A 17,845-nucleotide genomic window follows, 5' to 3' on the forward strand; every position below is an offset into this window, starting at 1 on the left:
CCCTGGCGCTTCCGCTTACAGCGTATTGCGTGAGGCCAGAACATAGGCAAACGCCTTCGCCTTGGGAAGATGACGTTGACGTCAGCGTCAAGAAAAACCCTTGGAAGATGTCAGGTCTTGGCCAGATACGCGTCCACCTGCGCCACCCTGGACGCGATCTCGCCCTGCGCAAGGAACGACCCTGTGAAGCTGTTGCGGGCCAGCGTCGCCAGCTCGTCGCGGGTCAGCCCCAGGGCGGCGGTCGTGGCCGTCCAGTTCTCGCCGATATAGCCGCCGAAATAGGCCGGATCGTCGGAGTTGATGGTGGCCTTCAGCCCCAGGTCCAGCATCCGCTTGAGGGGGTGGTTCGCAAGGTCGTCCACCACGCAGAGCTTCAGGTTCGACAGCGGGCAGACCGTCAGGGTCATGCCGTCAGCCACCAGGCGCTTCACCAGGGCCGGATCCTCCAGCGAGCGGTTGCCGTGGTCGATGCGGTCGACGGCCAGGCCGTCCAGCGCCTCCCAGACATATTCCGGCGGCCCCTCTTCGCCAGCGTGCGCCGACAGCTTCAGGCCCCGTTCGCGCGAGGCCTTGTAGACGCGGGCGAACTTGCTGGGCGGGTGGCCAAGTTCCGAGGAATCCAGCCCCACCCCCACGATCCGATCAAGGAAGGGCTCGGCTTCGCGAAGGGTCTTGAAGGCGTCCTCCTCCGACAGGTGCCGCAGGTAGCTGAGGATCAGCTTGGAGGTGACGCCCAGGTCCGTCTCGGCCTGCGCCATCCCGGCCAGCAGGCCGTCGGCGGCCACGGCGAAGGGGATGCCCCGTTCAGTGTGGGTCTGGGGGTCGAAGAAGATCTCGGCGTGGACCGTTCCGTCCGCCGCCGCCCGCCGGAAGTAGGCCAGGGTCAGGTCGCGGAAATCCTCCTCGGTCTGCAGCACGCCCGCGCCCTGGTAATAGATGTCCAGGAAGTCCTGCAGGTTGGAGAAGGCGTAGGCGGCGCGGACCTCTTCGACCGACTTGAACGGCAGGTCGATCCTGTTGCGCCGGGCGAACTCGAACATCTGCTCGGGCTCGAGGCTGCCCTCGATGTGCAGGTGAAGCTCGGCCTTGGGCAGGCCTCGGATGAAGTCGTTTTGCATGGCCGCTATCTCCCGGCGGCCGGGGCCGCCCGTCAAGGCAGCTTGAACTTCATGTGGATGACGATCTTGCCGTTCGTGATGCGGCGGTCGCCCTTCTGCGGATGAAAGCCCTTGGCCAGCTTCAGGGCGAAGGCGCCGACATTGGCTCCGGTCGGCGTCTCCGACAGCACCACGCAGTCGCGCAGAACCTGGCCCGCCGCCACCCGGCACTGCACGGTCGCCAGTCCCTGGCCCGCCATTACGCTTGTCGCGGCCGCCGCGGCGATCCAGATCATCCGTGGGATCTCCCAATTTCGCCCTGTGTGAAGCGAACCTTCGCCGCACGCCAGCCATTCCCGATCTTGCGCCCGGCCAAGAGGGCGCGCATCACACGGGCCCCATGCCGCGCATTCTCACCTACAACGTCCATCGCTGCGTCGGCACCGACCGTCGCCTGGACGTGGGCCGCATCGCCGAGGTCATCGCCAGCCTCAAGCCCGACATCGTCGCCCTGCAGGAACTGGACGTCGGCCGCCTGCGCACCGGCAAGGTGGACCAGGCCCACGAGATCGCCCAGCGCCTGAAGATGGCCGTCCACTTCCACGCCGCCATGAAGGTGGAGGAGGAACTCTACGGCGACGCCATCCTCACCACCTATCCGGAGCACCTGGTCCAGGTCGGCCCCCTGCCCGGCTATGGCCGCATCCCGCAGCTGGAGCCGCGCGGCGCTCTGTGGATCGCCGTGGAGATCGACGGCAAGAAGGTGCAGATCATCAACACCCACCTGGGCCTGGTTCCCAAGGAGCAGCAGCTGCAGGCCGCCTGCCTGGCCGGCCCAGCCTGGCTGAACCATCCAAGGTGTGAGGGACCGACCATCCTGCTGGGGGACTTCAACGCCAGCCCGACCTCGGTGGTCTATCGCACCCTCATCGGCCGGCTGCAGGGCGCGCGCCGGCTGGCGCCGGAGAAGAAGCCCACCTCGACCTTCCCCTCGGCCCTGCCGGTGGTGCGGATCGACCATCTGTTTGTCAGCCCCGAGATCCGGGTGACGGACCTGAGCGCGCCCTTCAATCCCCTGACCCGGGCGGCGTCGGATCACCTGCCCCTGGTCATGGATTTCGAGGTTTCGTAAGCGGCGCTCAGTCGCGGGTCTGGAAGACGCCGCTCTCCCCCAGCGCCCTTGCCTCGGCATAGAGCCGCTCGCGCCGTCGGCCGGGCCGCCAGGAATCGCTGACGTTCACAGGGTCGCCCAGGTGATAGGCCGCCACGAACTCTCCAAACGCAGTCATTTTCATCGGCAGGATCGGCGACAGCCGCCCTTCCCGGTTCAAGGCGTCGATGGCCGAAATCAGGCTGCCGCGTTCCTGCCGCGCCTTGGCGATCGAGTCGCCGGTGCAGCCCAGAAAGTGCGCGATGGAGCGGTCGCGGAAGGCGGCGATGTTCAGGCGCGCCCGATCGGTCGTGGCCTCGATGGCCAGCTCCAGCTCGGTATCGAAACCCCCCGATCGATTGTTCAGGTTGGCCGACCCGACCCGGGCCAAGGTGTCGTCGATGACCGTGCTCTTGGAGTGGACGATGATCTTCGTGCCCGCCGGGGTGATCGGGTAGAAGGCCCTGAAGCGCCCGAACACATCGGCGGTCCGCAGCCGCCACAACATGTTGGACCGCGCCCGGTCCATGGTCAGTTGGTCGAACCAGCTGGGACTGGCCCCGGTGGAGATCAGCACGATCTCGGGCCCGTTCGGCTCGGCCAGCCTTGCGGCCAGGGCCTCGGCGATCAGCGGGGATGTGAAGTACTGGTTCTCCAGGTAAATGATGTCCTTGGCCGCGTGGATCGAGGCGTGGGTCAGCCGCCGGATCTCCTCCACCTGCGGCTCATGGCGCCAGGCCGGCATGGTGCGCGCGATGCCGACATCCATGTCCAGCAGGTGGGCCGGCACGTGAGCGGGCCAGGGATCGGTGTCCATCTCCGGCGGCGGTTCGACGGTTTCCTTGGTGGCCCTATGCCAGCGCTCGCGGGCCAGATCCCCCAGGTCCTTGGCGACCGGACCGTCCACCATCAGCATCACCTCGTGCCGCGGCGCGTGGCACTCCTGGTCAGGCATGATGCGGCGGGGTTCGTGGTCGCGGTGACCCGGCGTGTCCCAGCGGTCGACGCAGATGTCGCCGCTGGCGCAGATCGCCAGCCTGTCGTCCACCACCAGCAGCTTCTGGTGATGGCAGCCGCCGATGGGCACGGAGTCGTCCAGGCGGAACTTCACGCCGGTGTGCTCGAACCACTTGCGGGCCTTGTGGGGGAAGAATTCTTGGCTGGCGGCGATCGGCAGGGCCGACTTCCAGATCAGCAGCCGGATATCGAGGTCGGGCCGGGCGCGCGACAGATTCACCAGGATACGGCCGGCCTCATCGGGATCATCGGGGGTCTCCACCCCGTCCGGGAACAGCCGGGTGCGGGGATCAAAGCCCCAGCCCAGCAGCAGGACTGAGCGCTTGGCCTTGCGCAGCGCCGCGAAGACCGCCGTGTAGTAGGCCTCGGTGTCGATCAGGAAGGCGGCGCGGTTGGCGCGCCCGACGCGCCAGGCGGTGTCGCCAGGTTTCAATACGCTCATAACCCGACCGAAACCCCGCTGGACACGCTTGCAAGAAAGCCTGCGCTCAGGTCGGGTTCCCGTCGAGTCCGCGCAACTCCGGAACGCGTGGGGGCAAATGAAAAGAGCGCGCCGGCTCTGGGGGGGCCGACGCGCTCCATCAAGGGCGGTTCGAGAGACTAGCCCTTGAAGGCTTGGCAGGGCCCGCTGAGTTCGACGGCCAGGCGTGCCTTGCGTTCGGCGTTGGTGGTCTTGGCTTCGCGGCGGCCGGCGTCCTGGGCGTCGGCGGCCTTGGCGATGACGGAGCTATCGCGGCTGCGGCTGGCGGCCTTCAGCCAGGCGTCGAGATCGGTGGTGTCGGCGGCGGTGACCGAGGCGATCCCGCGGCAGCGGCTGGCCTGGATGAAGCTCACGTCGCTGACGTCGGCGGCGGCCAGGGCGGAGCCGGCGACCATCAGGGTCGCGGCGGCGGTGAGCATGATAGTGGCGATACGCATTGTAGGTTTTCCCTCGAACGACAATGGGCGGAACCTGCTCTCGCGCCGCGGACGCTTCAAATGAATTCGCAGCAACATTGAGTATTCGAATCTTACCGATCTTTAATCATCGAACCTCGTTACTTATATACATAAACATCTTGTAATGTTACGCTGCATTCGGCAGAACGCGGATATGGCCCAACCCGATCTCAAGCTCGATGTCGCCGGCGTGAACGCCCTGATGGCGCGCGCCTTCCCCGATGCGCCGGTGGAGGCCCTGCCGCAGGTCACCGACCTCGCCCCCGGCCGCGCCCATATCGTGCGGGCCTATGGCGGCGGCATGCTGCGTCCTGGCGGGGTGATCTCCGGCCCCAACCTGATGAGCCTGGCCGACACCGCCGCCTACGCCCTGATCCTGGCCCATATCGGCGATCAGCTGATGGCGGTGACCAGTTCCCTGGTGATGAACTTCCTGCGCGGCGCACTCCCCGGCGACCTGCATGCAGACGCCAGCTTCCTGCGCCTCGGCCGCCGCATCGCCGTCTGCGACGTCAAGCTCTGGACGGAAAGCCAGGACAGGCTGGCGGCCCAAGCGACCGTGACCTACGCTATCCCTTCATGAGCGACCTGCCTCCCCGCCCCGCCCCGATCGCGACTCCCTGCATCAAGGTCTGCGTCATCGACGGCGAAACCGGCCTTTGCATGGGCTGCTACCGCCAGCTCACCGAGGTCGCCGCCTGGCAAAAACTGTCAGACGAGGACCGCGTCCGGATCATGACCGAACTGCCCACGCGCCGGGAGCGCATCCGCCCCGAAAAACTGGCGATGTTCCGCTAACCGAGCGCTTTCAGGCGAAGTGGCCGCCGGTTCGCCGTCCGAAAGCGCGACCAAGCAAAAAGCTTCATGTTCACCGGTTGCAAACACCCGCAGCCCTAACCTGTCCGTTCAACGCGGCCGCGTAAGGCCGGGCAGCGCCAGGGTGGCGAGGGTGTCGAGTATGATCAAGTTGGCCGCCATGGCCCTGATCGGAGCCGTCTCGGCGGTGGGGGCGGCGCAAGCCGTCGTCAGCCTGGATCCGACCACGCGGTCGGACGGCCTGCGCGCCGCCGTGGCCCACTTTGTTCCCGAACCGCAACCGGCGCCCGCCGAGGGCGGCGCGGCCTCCATCGCCAAGGCCAGCGACGGCCACTACTGGGCGCAGGGTGTCGTGAACGGCGCCAGCGTCCGCTTCCTCGTGGACACCGGCGCCAGCGCCGTGGCCCTCACCGCCGCCGACGCCCAGCGCCTGGGCTTCGACACCGCGAGATTGAACTACGGATACAAGGTGATGACCGCCAACGGCGAGGCCCGCGCCGCCGCCGTCAAGCTGGCCTCGGTTTCCGTGGCCGGCGCGAAGCTGGCCGATGTCGATGCGCTGGTTCTCGACAAGGGGCTCGACGCCTCCCTGCTGGGCATGACCTATCTAGGCCGCCTCTCCAGCTTCCAGGCGACCCGCACTTCGCTGATCCTTCAGCCCTGACACCGCGGCCAAAGCCCGGTCGACGACGCTGAGATCCGCGCCGGGCTTGACGCTTTCCACCGTCAGGATCCGCCGCCAGGTCCGCGCGCCCGGCGCGCCGTGGAACAGCCCCAGCATGTGCCGCGTGATCCCGGCCAGATGCACGCCGCGCGCCAACTGGCCGGCGATATAGGGCTTGTAGAGCTTGACCGCTTCGAAGGGATCGACATCGGCGCCCGCCCCGAAGATGCGCCGATCCGCCTGACCCAGGATGCCCGGCGTGTGATAGGCCGCCCGGCCCAGCATCACCCCGTCGGTGTGGGTCAGTTGGTGCTCGGCCTCGTCCAGGGAGCCGATGCCGCCATTGATCTCGATGTTGAGGCCAGGGCGCTCGCGCTTCAGCCGGTGGACCAGACCGTAGTCCAGCGGCGGCACGTCGCGGTTTTCCTTGGGCGACAACCCCTTCAGCCAGGCCTTGCGGGCATGGACGATGAAGGTGGTGACCCCGGCCTGGGCGCAGAGGTCCACCAGGGTGAACAGGCTCTCCTCCGGGTCCTGGTCATCCACCCCGATGCGGCACTTCACGGTCGCCGGGATCGACACCGCCGCGCCGATCGCCGCCATCCCCTCGGCCACCAGCGCCGGCTCGCGCATCAGGCAGGCCCCGAACCGCCCGCTCTGCACCCGGTCGGAGGGACAGCCGACATTGAGGTTGATCTCGTCATAGCCGAGGTCCGCGCCGATCTTCGCCGCCGCCGCCAGGTCCGCCGGCTCCGAGCCCCCCAGCTGCAGGGCGACGGGGTGCTCGACATCATCGAACCCCAGCAGCCGCTCGCGGTCGCCATGCAGCACCGCGCCCGTCGTCACCATCTCGGTGTAGAGCAGGCTTTCGCGCGTCAGCACCCGGTGGAAGGCGCGGCAATGCCGGTCCGTCCAGTCCATCATCGGGGCGACGGACAGTCTGTGGGCGCGTAGGTCAGGCACGAGTCTCGGGGTCTCGACGGATCAGAGCGCGCCCTTCTACGCTATCGCACAGGACAGATCGACACCCCCTCACGCTGGACGGCGCGGGCGCCCAGCGGCCTAAGGCAGGCGGCCCGCCAGGCTGTCGGCCCAGGCCGGCGGGTCCTGCATCTCGGGCGGCAAGGTCAGGTGGTTTCCAGCACGGGCGGTTCCGAATAGGAGCCCGCCTTGGTGATCACCTCGTCGGGCAGGGAGATCATCTGCAGGTAGGTCTCCTGGGGATAGGCCATGTGCGGCTTGGCCGGGTCATAGGGCGGCTGGCTCACCGGGCTCGGGCCGGTATAGGCCGCCGGCGCCTTGAACCGCTGGGCCTCCTCGGCGGAGATCCCGGCCTTCTCCAGCACGGTCGGGTCGATCCAGCGCGCCGGGTCGATCGGCTCGTGGCTGGTGGCGACCTCCAGGGTCATCTGGTCGGGGCCGGCGAAATAGATCGAGCGGCACATGCCGTGGTCGATGGGGCCGATGACATTGACCCCGTGACTGCGGATGCGGTCGCGCATGGCGACGAGGTCGGCGTCGGTGTCCACGCGGAAGGCCAGGTGCTGCAGCGTTCCGGGCGCGCTAGGCAGGGCGCCGTTGCCCGCATGGGTCTTGCCCAGTTCGATCGGGATGTCGTCGACATTGGGGAGTTGGACGATCGAGAAGTAGCCGTGGTCGTTCATCCGCAGGAAAGCGTGCAGGCCGCCCGGCACCCCGTGCATGTCGAACAGGGCCACCAGCGGGCAGCCCATGACCTCGGAGAAGAAGGCGATGTGTTTCTTGATGTCGCCGGCCATGAAGGCCAGGTGGTGAATACCGGTGGGTTGCTGGCTCATATGTCCCTCCCTTGGGGCTCTTATCTGTCGTCGAGGATCAGGCCGCCCAACAGGGCGTCGAGGATCATGTGGGCGTGGGCCGCCTGGTTCTCCGGGGTCTCCGGATCGACGCCGAAGGCCTCCCGCATCAAGGGTGCGAGGTTGATCACTCCGGCGGCGGCCGATTGCAGGGTGATGACGATCTGCGCCGGCGGGAAGGGCTTGAGCGCCCCGGCCGCGATGGCGTCGGCGGCCAGGCGCACCAGCCGGCGGTTGCGCCGGCCCATCAGGTTCTCGTTCAGCCAAGCCAGACGCTCACCGCCGGCCATGCCCTCCAGCGCCACGATCCGGCCCAGCGCGGGATGGCGCCAGGACATGTCGATGAAGAACCGCATGGCCATACGCAGTTGCTCGAGGGGCGCAGCGTCCCGCGCCGCGGCCAGAAACCTCTCCTCCTCGGCGATCGCCGCCGACAGCTCCAGCATGGCTGCGCGCCACAGCTGATCCTTGTCGTCGAAGTGATAGTGCAGCGCCGCCTGGCTGACCCCCGCCGCCTGGGCGATGCCGCTCATCGAGGCGCGCTCGAAGCCCAGGCGGGAGAACTGATCCAGCGCCACATCGAGAATCCTCGCCGCCGTGCGCTCACCCTTGCCGGGAGCCTCGCGACTGGGAAGCGGAATGACGGCGGCCGTCGCCATAAGAATTTGACTTTCAGATCAGCTTTCCTGATTTGATAATCAGAAATGGATCGCCGGGCAAGGCGCGCCGCACAGGGAGAAGATGATGGCGGTGGTTCGCGAGCCCTACGGTTTCGTCCATGCAGATACGAGCCGGCTGAAGGAGGTCTACGGCGGGCCGACCGGCCAGGTCTTCGTCGAATGCATGCGCATCCGGCCGGCGGCGGTCGACTCCAAGACCGTCATCCTGTTCAGCCACCCGATCGGCGGCGGCTCGTTTCTGCCGCTCGTGAACGCCCTGGCCCACGCGGGGCGTCATGTCATCTATTGCAACCCGCGCTACCGGGGGAACGACACAGCCCTGATCATGGAGAAGTGCGTCCTCGACCTCGGCGCCTGTATCGCCGACCTCAAGACCCGCTTCGGCTATGAGAAGGTGGTTCTGGGGGGGTGGTCCGGCGGTGGATCGCTGTCGCTGTTCTACCAGGACCAGGCTGAGCACCCGACCATCACCCACACGCCTTCCGGCGACCCCATCGATATCGCGGGCGCCGGCCTGCAGCCCGCCGACGCCATCCTGCTGCTGGCCGCCCACATCAGCCGGTCGGTGACCATGACCGAGTGGCTGGACCCGTCGATCCTGGACGAAGACAAACCCTACGAACGCGACGTGGGCCTGAACATCTACGACCCCGCCTGCCCCGATCAGCCCCCCTATTCCGAGGCCTTCGTCGCCCGCTTTCGCGAGGCCCAGGTGGCGCGCAATCGCCGCATCACCGCACGGGTCAAGGCGACCCTGGCCGAACTTAAGGCCAGCGGCGATCCCGACGCCGAACGGCCCTTCATCGTCGCCGGCACCATGTGCGACGTGCGGTGGACCGATCCGGCGCAGGACCCCTCCGACCGCCGGCCGGGGACCTGCTATCTCGGGGAACCGAAGATCGCCAACGACGGCCCGGTGGGCCTGGGCCGCTTCACCACCCTGCGCTCCTGGCTGTCGCAGTGGAGCTATGACGAGAGCCGCGCCAATGGGATCGTCAACGCCCAGGCCATCTCCTGCCCGGTGCTGGTGATCAACAACACCGCCGACCTGGCCTGCACCCCCAGCCACGCCGACCGGCTGTTCGAAGCCGTCGGCTCGGCGGACAAGGAGATCGTCCAGATCAAGGACGCCGACCACTACTACATCGAGCGCAGCGACCTGCTGCCTCAAGCGGTGGGCGCGGTGGAAACCTGGCTGGCGAAGCGGGGCTTCTGACCTACCAGATGCGAACCCGATCGGCGGGCGCCAGATAGAGCTTCTGCCCCGGCTTGACGTCGAAGGCCGTGTACCAGGCGTCGAAATTCCGAACCTCATAGGCGCGGAACTGTCCGGGCGCGTGGGGGTCGGTGGCGATGATCTGGCGCAGGAACGGCTCGCGCATCAGGGTCCGGTAGCTCTGGGCGAAGGCCATGAAGAACCGCTGGTCGCCGGTCAGGCCGTTGATCACCGGGGCGGGCTTGCCCCCCAGGCTGGCGTGATAGGCGTCCAGCGCCGCGGCCACGCCGCCGAGGTCCCCGACGTTCTCCCCCAGGGTCAGCCGGCCGTTGAGCTTCAGGTCCGGCAGGGCCTGATAGGCGTCGTACTGGGCCGCCAGCTTGCCGGTCGAGGCCTCGAACGCCTTCAGGTCCTCGGGCGTCCACCAGGCGATCAGCCGGCCCTGTTCGTCCAGCTTGGAGCCCTGGTCATCGAAGCTGTGGCTGATCTCGTGGCCGATCACTGAGCCGATGGCCCCGTAGTTCACCGCCGGATCGGCGGCCGGATCGAACCAGGGCGCGGCCAGGAAGCCCGCCGGGAAGGCCAGCTTGTTCAGCGAGCCCGCATTGAAGGCGTTCACCGTCTGCGGGGTCAGGGTCAGCCACCACTGGGCGCGGTCCACCGGCTTGCCCAGGTCGGCCAGATTGCGCGCGTACTCGAACTCCGCCGCCCGCTGGCTGTTGCCGAAGGCGTCGCCCCGCACCACCGTCAGGGCTGAATAATCGCGCCACGTTTCCGGATAGCCCACCTCGACCCGCAGGTTGGCGAGCTTGACCTTGGCCCGCACCTTGGTCTGCGGCGCCATCCAGTCCAGGCCGTCGATGCGCCGGGCGAAGGCGGCCTTCACCTCCCCCACCAGGTCCTCGATCTTGGCCTTGGCTTCCGGCGGGAAGTACTGGGCCGCATAGGCCTTGCCCACCGCGTCGCCCATGGCGAGGTTGGTGGCGCCCACGCCGCGCTTCCAGCGGGCGTTGAGCTCCGGCGTGCCGGTGAGCGCCTTGCCGTGGAAGGCGAAGTCGGCCTCGACGAAGGCCTTGGGCAGGATGGGGGCGGCGTCATTGATCAGGCGCGAGGCCAGGTAGTCGCGCCACACTTCCATCGGTGTCTCGGCGGCCAGCTTCGCAAATCCGCTGATGGCCGAGGGCTGGTTGACGATCAGCGCTGGCCGGGCGCCGAAGCCCGCCCCGTCCAGATAGGTTTTCCAGTCGAAGCCGGGCGCCGCCGCGGCCAGCTGGGCTGGGGTCATGGGGTTGTAGGTCTTGTCGGCGTCGCGGGACTCCACCCGGGTCCAGTGCACCTTGGCCAGGGCCGTCTCGAAGGCGATGATCTTATCGGCCCGGGCCGCGCCGCCCTCCATCCCCGCCAGGGTGAAGATGTCCGTGAGGTAGGTCTTGTAGGCGGCTCGCGCGGCGGCGAACTTCGGGTCATCGGTCAGGTAATAGTCGCGGTCCGGCAAGCCGAGGCCCCCCTGCACCAGTTCCGACGAGGCCTTGGTGGGGTCCTTGGCGTCCTGCCCGACATAGGGGTAGACCGGGAAGCTCGGCTGCGGCGAGCCGTAGCCGAAGGGCCGCTGCTTGCGCTCCAGGGCCGCCATGGTCCGCGCCAGGTCCTTGGGCGTCTTCACCGCGGCGATCACAGCCAGGTCCGCCTTCAGCGGCGTTATCCCGGCCTTCTCGATGGCCGCCTCGTCCATGAAGCTGGCGTAGAAGTCGGCGAACTTCCTGGCGTCCGCCGCGCCGCCCGCCTCGACGATCCCGCGCACCCGGGCGAGACTCTGCTCGCGCAGGCGGGCCACGTCGCCGTAGTTGGAACGGTCGGACGGGATGGTGGCGGTCTTCATCCAGCCGCCGTTCATATAGGCGTAGAAGTCGTCGCCGGGGGTGACGGTCTTATCCATCCCGGCGGTGTCGATGCCGATCTCGCCGAACTCCGGCTTGTCCGCCGCGCTCGCGGCGCCGGCGACCAGAAGCACGGCCACCGCCGCCGCACACATGAATTGACTGCGCATCGACGCCCCCTTGGAAATTTGTGCGCGGAGAATGGCGGGCGGCCGCCAGCCTGTCCTCAGAAAAACGTCCGGTGGAAGATGAACTTTCCTCCATCTATCACCGGTGACCCCGCCTTGCGCAGGCCCGTGCGAAGGGCGTGCAGGACCGCGCTCTAACGGTTCGGTGGCCCCGCTCCCGTCCGCTCCGCCGCCACCGGCAGGCCGCAATCCAGCAGTTCCGCCCAGATCTGCTCAGGGGTCTCGGCGAACCGGAAGATCTTGAGGTCCGCGGAATCCACCATGCCAGCGGCCAATAGCGCGTCGAAATTGATGACTGACCGCCAGTAGGCCTCATCGAACAGCACCACCGGGATCGGCGGCGACTTGTCAGTCTGGCGCAGGGTCAGGATCTCGAACAGTTCGTCGAGGGTCCCGAAGCCGCCCGGGAACACCACAAGGGCGTTGGCGCGCATGGCCAGGTGCATCTTGCGCATGGCGAAGTAGTGGAAGCGGAAGGTGAGTTCGGGGGTGGAATAGGCGTTCGGTTCCTGCTCGTGCGGCAGGCTGATGTTGAACCCGATCGACGGCGCGCCCACGTCGGCGGCCCCCAGGTTGGCGGCCTCCATGATCCCGGGCCCGCCGCCGGTGGCGATCACGTTGTCACGCAGCCTGTCGGCCGTCCGGATCGCGCCACCCTGCCGCGAGGCCAGGGCGGCGAAGGCGCGCGCCGCCCCATACCAGTCGCCTTGCCGGCCCGGACCGTCCTCGGCGATCCGGGCGCTGCCGAACACCACCAGGGTGGATCGCACTCCCCACGCGGCGAGCGCCTCATCCACCTTGGCGAACTCCAGCATGAAGCGGACCCCGCGCATGGGAGAGCTCAGCAGGAAGTCCTGGTCCAGGGCCGCCAAGCGATAGGCGGGCGAGATCAGCTGCGCCGCGTTGGGCGCCGGTGCAGGGGTCGGCATGAAAAGGGTCCCTCCAAGGCGTGGGCAGATTAGATGCGAAGACCCGCCGCGACTTGATCTGGCGCAACGCGGTGGGGTCGTTCCCGGGCGAACCTGTGGTCAATCTTCCCAGGAGCCATGGTCATGAACTCGGACCTGCGACCAGACATCATCGCCGTCCTTGAGGCGGGCAAGGACCTGACCTTGGCGACCCTCAGGCCAGATGGGTCGCCGCAAGCCACCACGGTGAGCTATGCGAGCCAAGGCCTCGACATCTATTTCGGCTGCGGGAGCCAGTCGCAAAAGGCGCGCAACCTGGCGCGCGACCCCCGGGTCTCGGCGACCATCGACCTGCCCTACCGCGACTGGGCGGAAATCCGCGGCCTGTCCCTCGGCGGGCGGGCGACCGAGATCACCGACCCCGAGGCCTTGGCCAGGGCAGGCCTGCTCTTCATGGAAAAGTTTCCCGAAGTCGCCCAGTACGTCGCCACTCCCGCCGGCGAGATGAAGATGTTCCATCTGCGGCCGCAGGTGGTTTCGGTCCTGGACTACGGCAAGGGCTTTGGTCACACCGACCTCGTGCAGATCGACGAGCCCGCCACCACCGACGGCGTGTCATGAAGCACGCGGTCATCATCGCCCATCCCAATCCCCGCAGCCTGACCTGCTCGGCCGGCGCGACCTATGCCGAGGCGGTTCGGGCTCTGGGCCACCAGGCCATTGTGCGGGACCTCTACCAACTCGGCTTCGACCCCTGTCTGAAGGCCGCGGAGATTCCGGGCGCGCCCGGTTACGCCGTCGGCGACGACGCGCAGGAGGAACGCCGGCTCCTGGCCGACGCGGACGTCTTCGCCTTCATCTATCCCCTCTGGTTCAACGCCCCGCCCGCAATGCTGAAGGGCTATGTCGAACGGGTGTTCAGCATGGGCTTTGGCTACGGCCCCGTGGCGCGGGGCACCGAACCGCTGCTGGAGGGCCGGAAGCTGATCACCTTCAGCTTCTCCGGCGCGCCGGAGTCATGGGTTCGCGACAGCGGCGCCCTCCCGGCGCTGATGACCCTGTTCGACCTGCACCTGTCGGCCGTCACCGGGTTGAACGTCCTGGATCACAAACACACAGGCGGCATCGTTCCGGGCATCACCGAGGAAGCGGTGGCCGAGGTGTTGGCGGCGGTCAGCACGGCCGTCCGTGAGACCTTTAACAGCGACCGCGCGTCGGCGGGTTGAGCCGAATGCGCCATAGGCCGTCGTCCGGTCCCCTGCTGGGCAGAACCCTGGTCACCTCGCTGCTGGCCCTGATCCTTCTGGAGGGCTGCGCCAGCCAACCTATGCCCCGGCCCGACACCGGCGCCGGGGTCGGTCGAGCGGTCAGCCAGCCGCTGCGCGATCTCAGCCTCATCCAAGAGACGGCCCCGGAGGTGCTGCAGCGCGCAGCCGTCTCGCCCTACGACCTGGCCCACGCCGTGGACTGCGCATCCCTCAGAGCGGAACTGAACGCCCTCGACATCGCCCTGGGGCCAGACCTCGCGCCGGGCGGCAAGGCGGAGGGCATATCCATCGGCGGTCTGGCGGCGGATTTGATCGGGGGCGCCGTCGGGCTTCCGTTCCGGGGCGCGGTGCGATGGGTATCGGGCGCGCGGTCCCGCGAGGCGGCGCTCAAGGCGGCCGTCCTCGCGGGGATGGTGCGTCGGGGATTCCTGAAGGGACGCTCAGGCCTGATGGCCTGCGACGCCCCTTCGCCGGCGATCTAGACCCGGACCTCACCGTGGTCCTTGCCGTCCCAATACTTCAGCGCCTTGGCCTTCACACGGATCAGGGTCAGGCCAGGGGTGTCGATGCCGGCCTCGAACCACTTGTCGAGATCGGAATTCCAGTGCTCGGCGAAGCTGGCCTTCTCGCGGATCAACTCGGCCTGGCCGGTGACGGCGATATAGAGGTTATGCTTGCCCTGATAACCCAGGCCCACCTGCGGATTGGCCTCGATCTCGGTGGCCACCCCAGTGCTCGCGTCGGTAAAGAAGTAGGCGTCGCCGTCGTAGTCGACGTCCTTATTGTTGCTCATCGGCCGTCCGGCGATCGCGCCACCCGAGGTCACGGTCGAGAGGATGGCGATGTCGATGTGCCGCATGTCTTTGGCGATGTCGGCGAGGGATTTGTCGGCCACGGGAAAGCTCCTTTGAAAGGTGTGCTCACCGCAAAGCCTAAGGGGCGCACCGGTTCCCGCGTCGGACATCCGACGCAACCGGTGCGCGGCCTTCGTCAGCCCGCCGTCTGCAGCTCCGATAGGGCCGGATAGTCGGTGTAGCCCTCCGCCCCCGGCGCATAGAAGGTCGCCAGGTTCCACCGGTTCAGCGGCGCGCCGGTGCGCAGGCGCTCCACCAGGTCGGGATTGGCCAGGAAGTCCTTGCCAAAGGCCACGGCGTCGGCCCAGCCGGCGTCCAGGGCGGCCTGGGCGCTCTCGCCGGTGAACTTCTCATTGGCGATATAGACCCCGCCGAACGCCTTCTTCAGCTGCGGGCCCAGGCTGTCGGGCCCCTGCGCCTCACGGGCGCAGAGGAAGGCCAGCTTGCGCTTGCCCAGCTCGGTGGCGACGTGGGTAAAGGTGGCCGCCAGGTCGCTGTCGCCGACGCTGTGGGCGTCGCCGCGCGGGGCCAGGTGCATGCCGACGCGGTCGGAGCCCCAGACCGAGACGGCGGCGTCGGCGCATTCCAGCATCAGGCGGGCGCGGTTGGCGATGGAGCCGCCGTACTGGTCGGTGCGATGGTTGGAGCTGTCCTGCAGGAACTGGTCGAGCAGGTAGCCATTGGCGCCGTGCAGTTCCACCCCGTCGAAGCCGGCCTTCTGGGCGTTCTGGGCGCCCAGGCGGAAGGCCTCCACCACGTCCTGGATCTCGCTGGTCTCCAGGGCGCGCGGGGTGGGATAGTCTCGCTCAGGACGCAGCAGGCTGACATGGCCCTTGGCGGCGATGGCGCTGGGCGCGACCGGCGCGCGGCCGTCCAGGAAGCTGGGGTCGGAGATGCGGCCCACGTGCCAGATCTGCATAAAGATGCGGCCGCCAGCGGCGTGCACCGCGGAGGTCACCAGGCGCCAGCCCTGCGTCTGTTCGGCTGACCAGACGCCGGGGACGCCGGCATAGCCCACACCCATGGGGTCGACCGGCACGCCCTCGGAGATCAGCAGGCCGGCCGAGGCGCGCTGCTCGTAGTACTTGGCCATCAGGGCGTTGGGGATGCGACTGTCACCCGCGCGGCTGCGCGTCAGGGGCGCCATGATCACCCGGTTGGGCAGGGTCAGGTCACCAACGACGAGCGGATCGAAGAGCGAGGGCATGGGTGGTCCTTGGGCTGGCGCGCGGATCGGCGGTTCCCCCACATAGGCGGGCCGGCGCCGTCTGCCCAGAGGACGGCGCACCTTTCGCCGCGTCCCCTCCCCTCACGCGGCGCCGGCCGCCGGCCGCCGGGTGCGCCAGACGGAATAGCCGATCCCGCCCAGCAGCAGGGCAGCGGTGACCCCGAGGGACACGGGCGCGGGGAACTTCTCCCAGCCGATGGCCTCGGCCACCAAGACCTTGCCGCCGATGAAGACCAGCAGCGCCGCCAGGGCCTGCTTGAGATAGGCGAACCGATCCACCACCGCGGCCAGGGCGAAGTAGAGCGCCCGCAGGCCCAGGATGGCGAAGATGTTGGAGGTGTAGACAAGGTAGGGGTCGGTGGTGATGGCGAAGATCGCCGGCACGGAGTCGACGGCGAAGATCACGTCCGCCAGTTCGATGATCACCAGCACCATCAGCAGCGGGGTGGCGAACAGCACCTGCCGGCCGCCCGGGCCTGGCTCACGCACGAGAAAGCGTGAGCCGCGAAAACCCTCGGTCAGCCGCAGGTGGGAGGCGGCCCAGCGATAGACGAGGTTGTCGCGCGGGTCCTTCGCCTCCCCATTGGCCAGGAACATCTTGGCGCCCATCAGGATCAGGAAGCCCGCGAACACCAGCAGGGCCCAGTCGAACCGCGCCACCAGGGCGGCGCCGAGGCCGATCATCACGGCCCGCAGCACGATCACCCCCAGGATTCCCCAGAACAGCACCCGATGCTGGTAGACCGTCGGAACCGCGAAAGCCGCGAAGATGCTGGCGATGACGAAGACGTTGTCCAGGGCCAGGCTCTTCTCCACCAGGAAACCCGTCAGGTACTCAACACCAGCCTGCGGCCCCAGCTCTCCCCAGACCCAGGCTCCGAAGCCCAGGCCCATGAGGATATAGCCGGCCGACAGGGCCAGGCTCTCGCCCACCCCGATCGTTCTCTGTTTCCGGTGCAGCACCCCGAGGTCCAGCACCAGCAGGATCACGACGACGGCGGCGAAGATCAGCCACATCCAGAGCGGCTTGCCCAGCAGGGGCGAGAGAAGCATGTCCAAGATCTTGTTCCCCAGCAGGAGGGCGCGGGTCGCGCGCCGGCGCGGTCCGACATCACGATCGTGACGATCGTCAGAGGGGCCCGGTCCGCTCATGGATGGATGGCTCGCCGGCGCGGGGTCGCCCGCGCGCGGCGGTAGAAAATCGTGCCGGTCGAGCCGGCCTTAGCCCACCGGCCTCAGACGCGGATGTCCAGGGTGTGGCCAGACACCCGGCGCGGCGCGAGGTTGGAGGCTAGTGGCGCAGGCCCCTCCACGGGCCGCCCGGTGGGGGAACTTGCGTGGGACGCGGCCAGGGTCGTGGCCTGGGCCAGGACCCGAGACTCCAGGCGCGGCCAGGGCGTCGGGGGCGGGAACCCCGAGACCCTCATCGCCGGCCTCCGGCGGCCACCAGGTCAAAGGCGTCGGCCTCCAGGTCCAGGAGGTCGCAGATCCGCAGGATCGCCGCCCGCTCCTCAGCGTCGAAGCCCCCGTCGGCGGCGGCGATGGAGCAGGCCGCGGCCACCAGCAGATGGGCCGGACCGGACCGCCCCCGCAGTCGCAGGATCGCCGCCTCGGCCACCGCCTCCCCATCGTCTGGATCCTTGTCGAAACGTTCGATCAGGGCCTCGAAAGCCTGTATCGCCTCATCCACGCCGAAGACGCCGAAGGCTGGCAGGCCTTGGACGCGCGCCACGAGACGGCGGCGTTCCTCGGCGGTCACCCATCCGTCGGCGTAGGCCACAAGGGCGCAGGCGCCCACCAGGGCGTCCAGCTGCAGGCTGTCGCCGGGGGTCCAGGCCTCGGTTCTCAGGCTGGCGTTGGTGGGCCGTCGATTGGAAAGATTCATGTCGCGTACCTCCTCTGTTGGAGGATGCGGCCAGCGCCGGGGCTGGAGATGGACCCGGCATCGGGCGCACCCGATGCGGTCCGACATCACGATCACGGTGATCGTCAGAGGGGCCCGGCCCGCCCTATCGATATGGGACAGGCCGCAAGAACCTCAAGACGGCGCGCGATGATTTCGCCGCATGCCTATGATCAGATTCGTAAATCGGCCCGGTCCCATGGGC

Annotated in this window: 22 protein-coding genes; 8 read left to right on the forward strand and 14 right to left on the reverse strand. The window is 68.1% G+C overall.

Annotated features, from left to right (window positions below):
• Positions 1-110: 110 nt before the first annotated feature.
• On the reverse strand, positions 111-1,118 hold the full coding sequence (locus JKL49_RS14280) for an adenosine deaminase (protein WP_215341290.1): 1,008 nt from the start codon (positions 1,116-1,118) through the stop codon (positions 111-113).
• A 32-nt stretch (positions 1,119-1,150) separates the two neighbouring features.
• Positions 1,151-1,393, reverse strand: a complete 243-nt coding sequence (locus JKL49_RS14285; protein ID WP_215341291.1) for a hypothetical protein — start codon at positions 1,391-1,393, stop codon at positions 1,151-1,153.
• Between the two features lie 104 nt (positions 1,394-1,497).
• Between JKL49_RS14285 and JKL49_RS14290 the strand changes: the two genes are divergently transcribed.
• Positions 1,498-2,229 (forward strand): endonuclease/exonuclease/phosphatase family protein, encoded by a 732-nt coding sequence (locus JKL49_RS14290; protein ID WP_215341292.1) that lies wholly within the window; start codon positions 1,498-1,500, stop codon positions 2,227-2,229.
• Positions 2,230-2,236: 7 nt separating this feature from the next.
• On the opposite strand, the gene JKL49_RS14295 is transcribed toward JKL49_RS14290, so the two are convergent.
• Positions 2,237-3,706: a phospholipase D-like domain-containing protein gene (locus JKL49_RS14295; protein ID WP_215341293.1), complete on the reverse strand. Its 1,470-nt coding sequence runs from the start codon at positions 3,704-3,706 to the stop codon at positions 2,237-2,239.
• 158 nt (positions 3,707-3,864) lie between these two features.
• Entirely contained in the window at positions 3,865-4,182 is a 318-nt protein-coding gene (locus JKL49_RS14300; protein WP_215341294.1) for a hypothetical protein, read from the reverse strand.
• 175 nt (positions 4,183-4,357) lie between these two features.
• On the opposite strand from JKL49_RS14300, the gene JKL49_RS14305 reads away from it, so the two are divergent.
• The 3 genes from JKL49_RS14305 (at position 4,358) to JKL49_RS14315 (ending at position 5,683) form a co-directional block, all read left to right on the forward strand.
• Positions 4,358-4,786 carry a PaaI family thioesterase gene (locus JKL49_RS14305; RefSeq protein ID WP_215341295.1) on the forward strand — a complete coding sequence of 143 codons (429 nt, stop codon included), beginning with the start codon at positions 4,358-4,360 and terminating at the stop codon, positions 4,784-4,786.
• A complete protein-coding gene (locus JKL49_RS14310) occupies positions 4,783-5,001 on the forward strand; it encodes a DUF1289 domain-containing protein (protein WP_215341296.1) in 219 nt (72 codons plus the stop codon). The genes JKL49_RS14305 and JKL49_RS14310 overlap by 4 nt, the downstream gene beginning before the upstream one ends.
• A gap of 160 nt (positions 5,002-5,161) precedes the next feature.
• Positions 5,162-5,683, forward strand: coding sequence for a TIGR02281 family clan AA aspartic protease (locus tag JKL49_RS14315; RefSeq protein ID WP_215341297.1), 522 nt, complete (start codon positions 5,162-5,164; stop codon positions 5,681-5,683).
• On the opposite strand, the gene dusA is transcribed toward JKL49_RS14315, so the two are convergent.
• The 3 genes from dusA to JKL49_RS14330 form a co-directional block, all read right to left on the reverse strand.
• Entirely contained in the window at positions 5,627-6,646 is a 1,020-nt protein-coding gene (gene dusA, locus JKL49_RS14320) for a tRNA dihydrouridine(20/20a) synthase DusA (RefSeq protein ID WP_215341298.1), read from the reverse strand. The two genes, JKL49_RS14315 and dusA, sit on opposite strands and share 57 nt — an antisense overlap.
• 164 nt (positions 6,647-6,810) lie before the next feature.
• A complete protein-coding gene (locus tag JKL49_RS14325) occupies positions 6,811-7,500 on the reverse strand; it encodes a VOC family protein (RefSeq protein WP_215341299.1) in 690 nt (229 codons plus the stop codon).
• A gap of 20 nt (positions 7,501-7,520) precedes the next feature.
• Entirely contained in the window at positions 7,521-8,177 is a 657-nt protein-coding gene (locus JKL49_RS14330; protein WP_215341300.1) for a TetR/AcrR family transcriptional regulator, read from the reverse strand.
• 85 nt (positions 8,178-8,262) lie between these two features.
• Here JKL49_RS14330 and JKL49_RS14335 point away from each other — a divergent pair, with 85 nt between their 5' ends.
• A complete protein-coding gene (locus JKL49_RS14335) occupies positions 8,263-9,414 on the forward strand; it encodes an alpha/beta hydrolase family protein (protein WP_215341301.1) in 1,152 nt (383 codons plus the stop codon).
• A 1-nt stretch (position 9,415) separates the two neighbouring features.
• Here the strand turns inward: JKL49_RS14335 and JKL49_RS14340 are convergent, their stop codons facing one another.
• Positions 9,416-11,461 carry a M13 family metallopeptidase gene (locus JKL49_RS14340; protein ID WP_215341302.1) on the reverse strand — a complete coding sequence of 682 codons (2,046 nt, stop codon included), beginning with the start codon at positions 11,459-11,461 and terminating at the stop codon, positions 9,416-9,418.
• Positions 11,462-11,613: 152 nt separating this feature from the next.
• Positions 11,614-12,408 carry an LOG family protein gene (locus JKL49_RS14345; RefSeq protein ID WP_249778090.1) on the reverse strand — a complete coding sequence of 265 codons (795 nt, stop codon included), beginning with the start codon at positions 12,406-12,408 and terminating at the stop codon, positions 11,614-11,616.
• A gap of 123 nt (positions 12,409-12,531) precedes the next feature.
• Between JKL49_RS14345 and JKL49_RS14350 the strand changes: the two genes are divergently transcribed.
• Genes JKL49_RS14350 through JKL49_RS14360 form a run of 3 tightly spaced genes read left to right on the forward strand, consistent with a single transcriptional unit; the run spans position 12,532 to position 14,137 of the window.
• Positions 12,532-13,008, forward strand: coding sequence for a pyridoxamine 5'-phosphate oxidase family protein (locus JKL49_RS14350; protein WP_215341303.1), 477 nt, complete (start codon positions 12,532-12,534; stop codon positions 13,006-13,008).
• Positions 13,005-13,613 (forward strand): NAD(P)H-dependent oxidoreductase, encoded by a 609-nt coding sequence (locus JKL49_RS14355; protein ID WP_215341304.1) that lies wholly within the window; start codon positions 13,005-13,007, stop codon positions 13,611-13,613. The genes JKL49_RS14350 and JKL49_RS14355 overlap by 4 nt, the downstream gene beginning before the upstream one ends.
• A 5-nt stretch (positions 13,614-13,618) precedes the next feature.
• A complete protein-coding gene (locus tag JKL49_RS14360; protein ID WP_215341305.1) occupies positions 13,619-14,137 on the forward strand; it encodes a hypothetical protein in 519 nt (172 codons plus the stop codon).
• On the opposite strand, the gene JKL49_RS14365 is transcribed toward JKL49_RS14360, so the two are convergent.
• The 5 genes from JKL49_RS14365 to JKL49_RS14385 form a co-directional block, all read right to left on the reverse strand.
• Positions 14,134-14,550, reverse strand: a complete 417-nt coding sequence (locus JKL49_RS14365) for a pyridoxamine 5'-phosphate oxidase family protein (RefSeq protein ID WP_347340387.1) — start codon at positions 14,548-14,550, stop codon at positions 14,134-14,136. The genes JKL49_RS14360 and JKL49_RS14365 overlap by 4 nt on opposite strands.
• Positions 14,551-14,645: 95 nt before the next feature.
• Complete coding sequence (locus JKL49_RS14370; RefSeq protein WP_215341307.1) at positions 14,646-15,716, reverse strand: alkene reductase; 1,071 nt, start codon at positions 15,714-15,716, stop codon at positions 14,646-14,648.
• A 102-nt stretch (positions 15,717-15,818) separates the two neighbouring features.
• A complete protein-coding gene (locus JKL49_RS14375; RefSeq protein WP_215341308.1) occupies positions 15,819-16,790 on the reverse strand; it encodes a TerC family protein in 972 nt (323 codons plus the stop codon).
• A 182-nt stretch (positions 16,791-16,972) separates the two neighbouring features.
• Entirely contained in the window at positions 16,973-17,164 is a 192-nt protein-coding gene (locus JKL49_RS14380; RefSeq protein WP_215341309.1) for a hypothetical protein, read from the reverse strand.
• Positions 17,161-17,622 carry a tellurite resistance TerB family protein gene (locus JKL49_RS14385; RefSeq protein WP_215341310.1) on the reverse strand — a complete coding sequence of 154 codons (462 nt, stop codon included), beginning with the start codon at positions 17,620-17,622 and terminating at the stop codon, positions 17,161-17,163. The genes JKL49_RS14380 and JKL49_RS14385 overlap by 4 nt, the downstream gene beginning before the upstream one ends.
• Positions 17,623-17,845 lie beyond the last annotated feature (223 nt).

The sequence above is a fragment of the Phenylobacterium glaciei genome, assembly GCF_016772415.1.
In the GTDB taxonomy this organism is placed as follows: domain Bacteria; phylum Pseudomonadota; class Alphaproteobacteria; order Caulobacterales; family Caulobacteraceae; genus Phenylobacterium; species Phenylobacterium glaciei.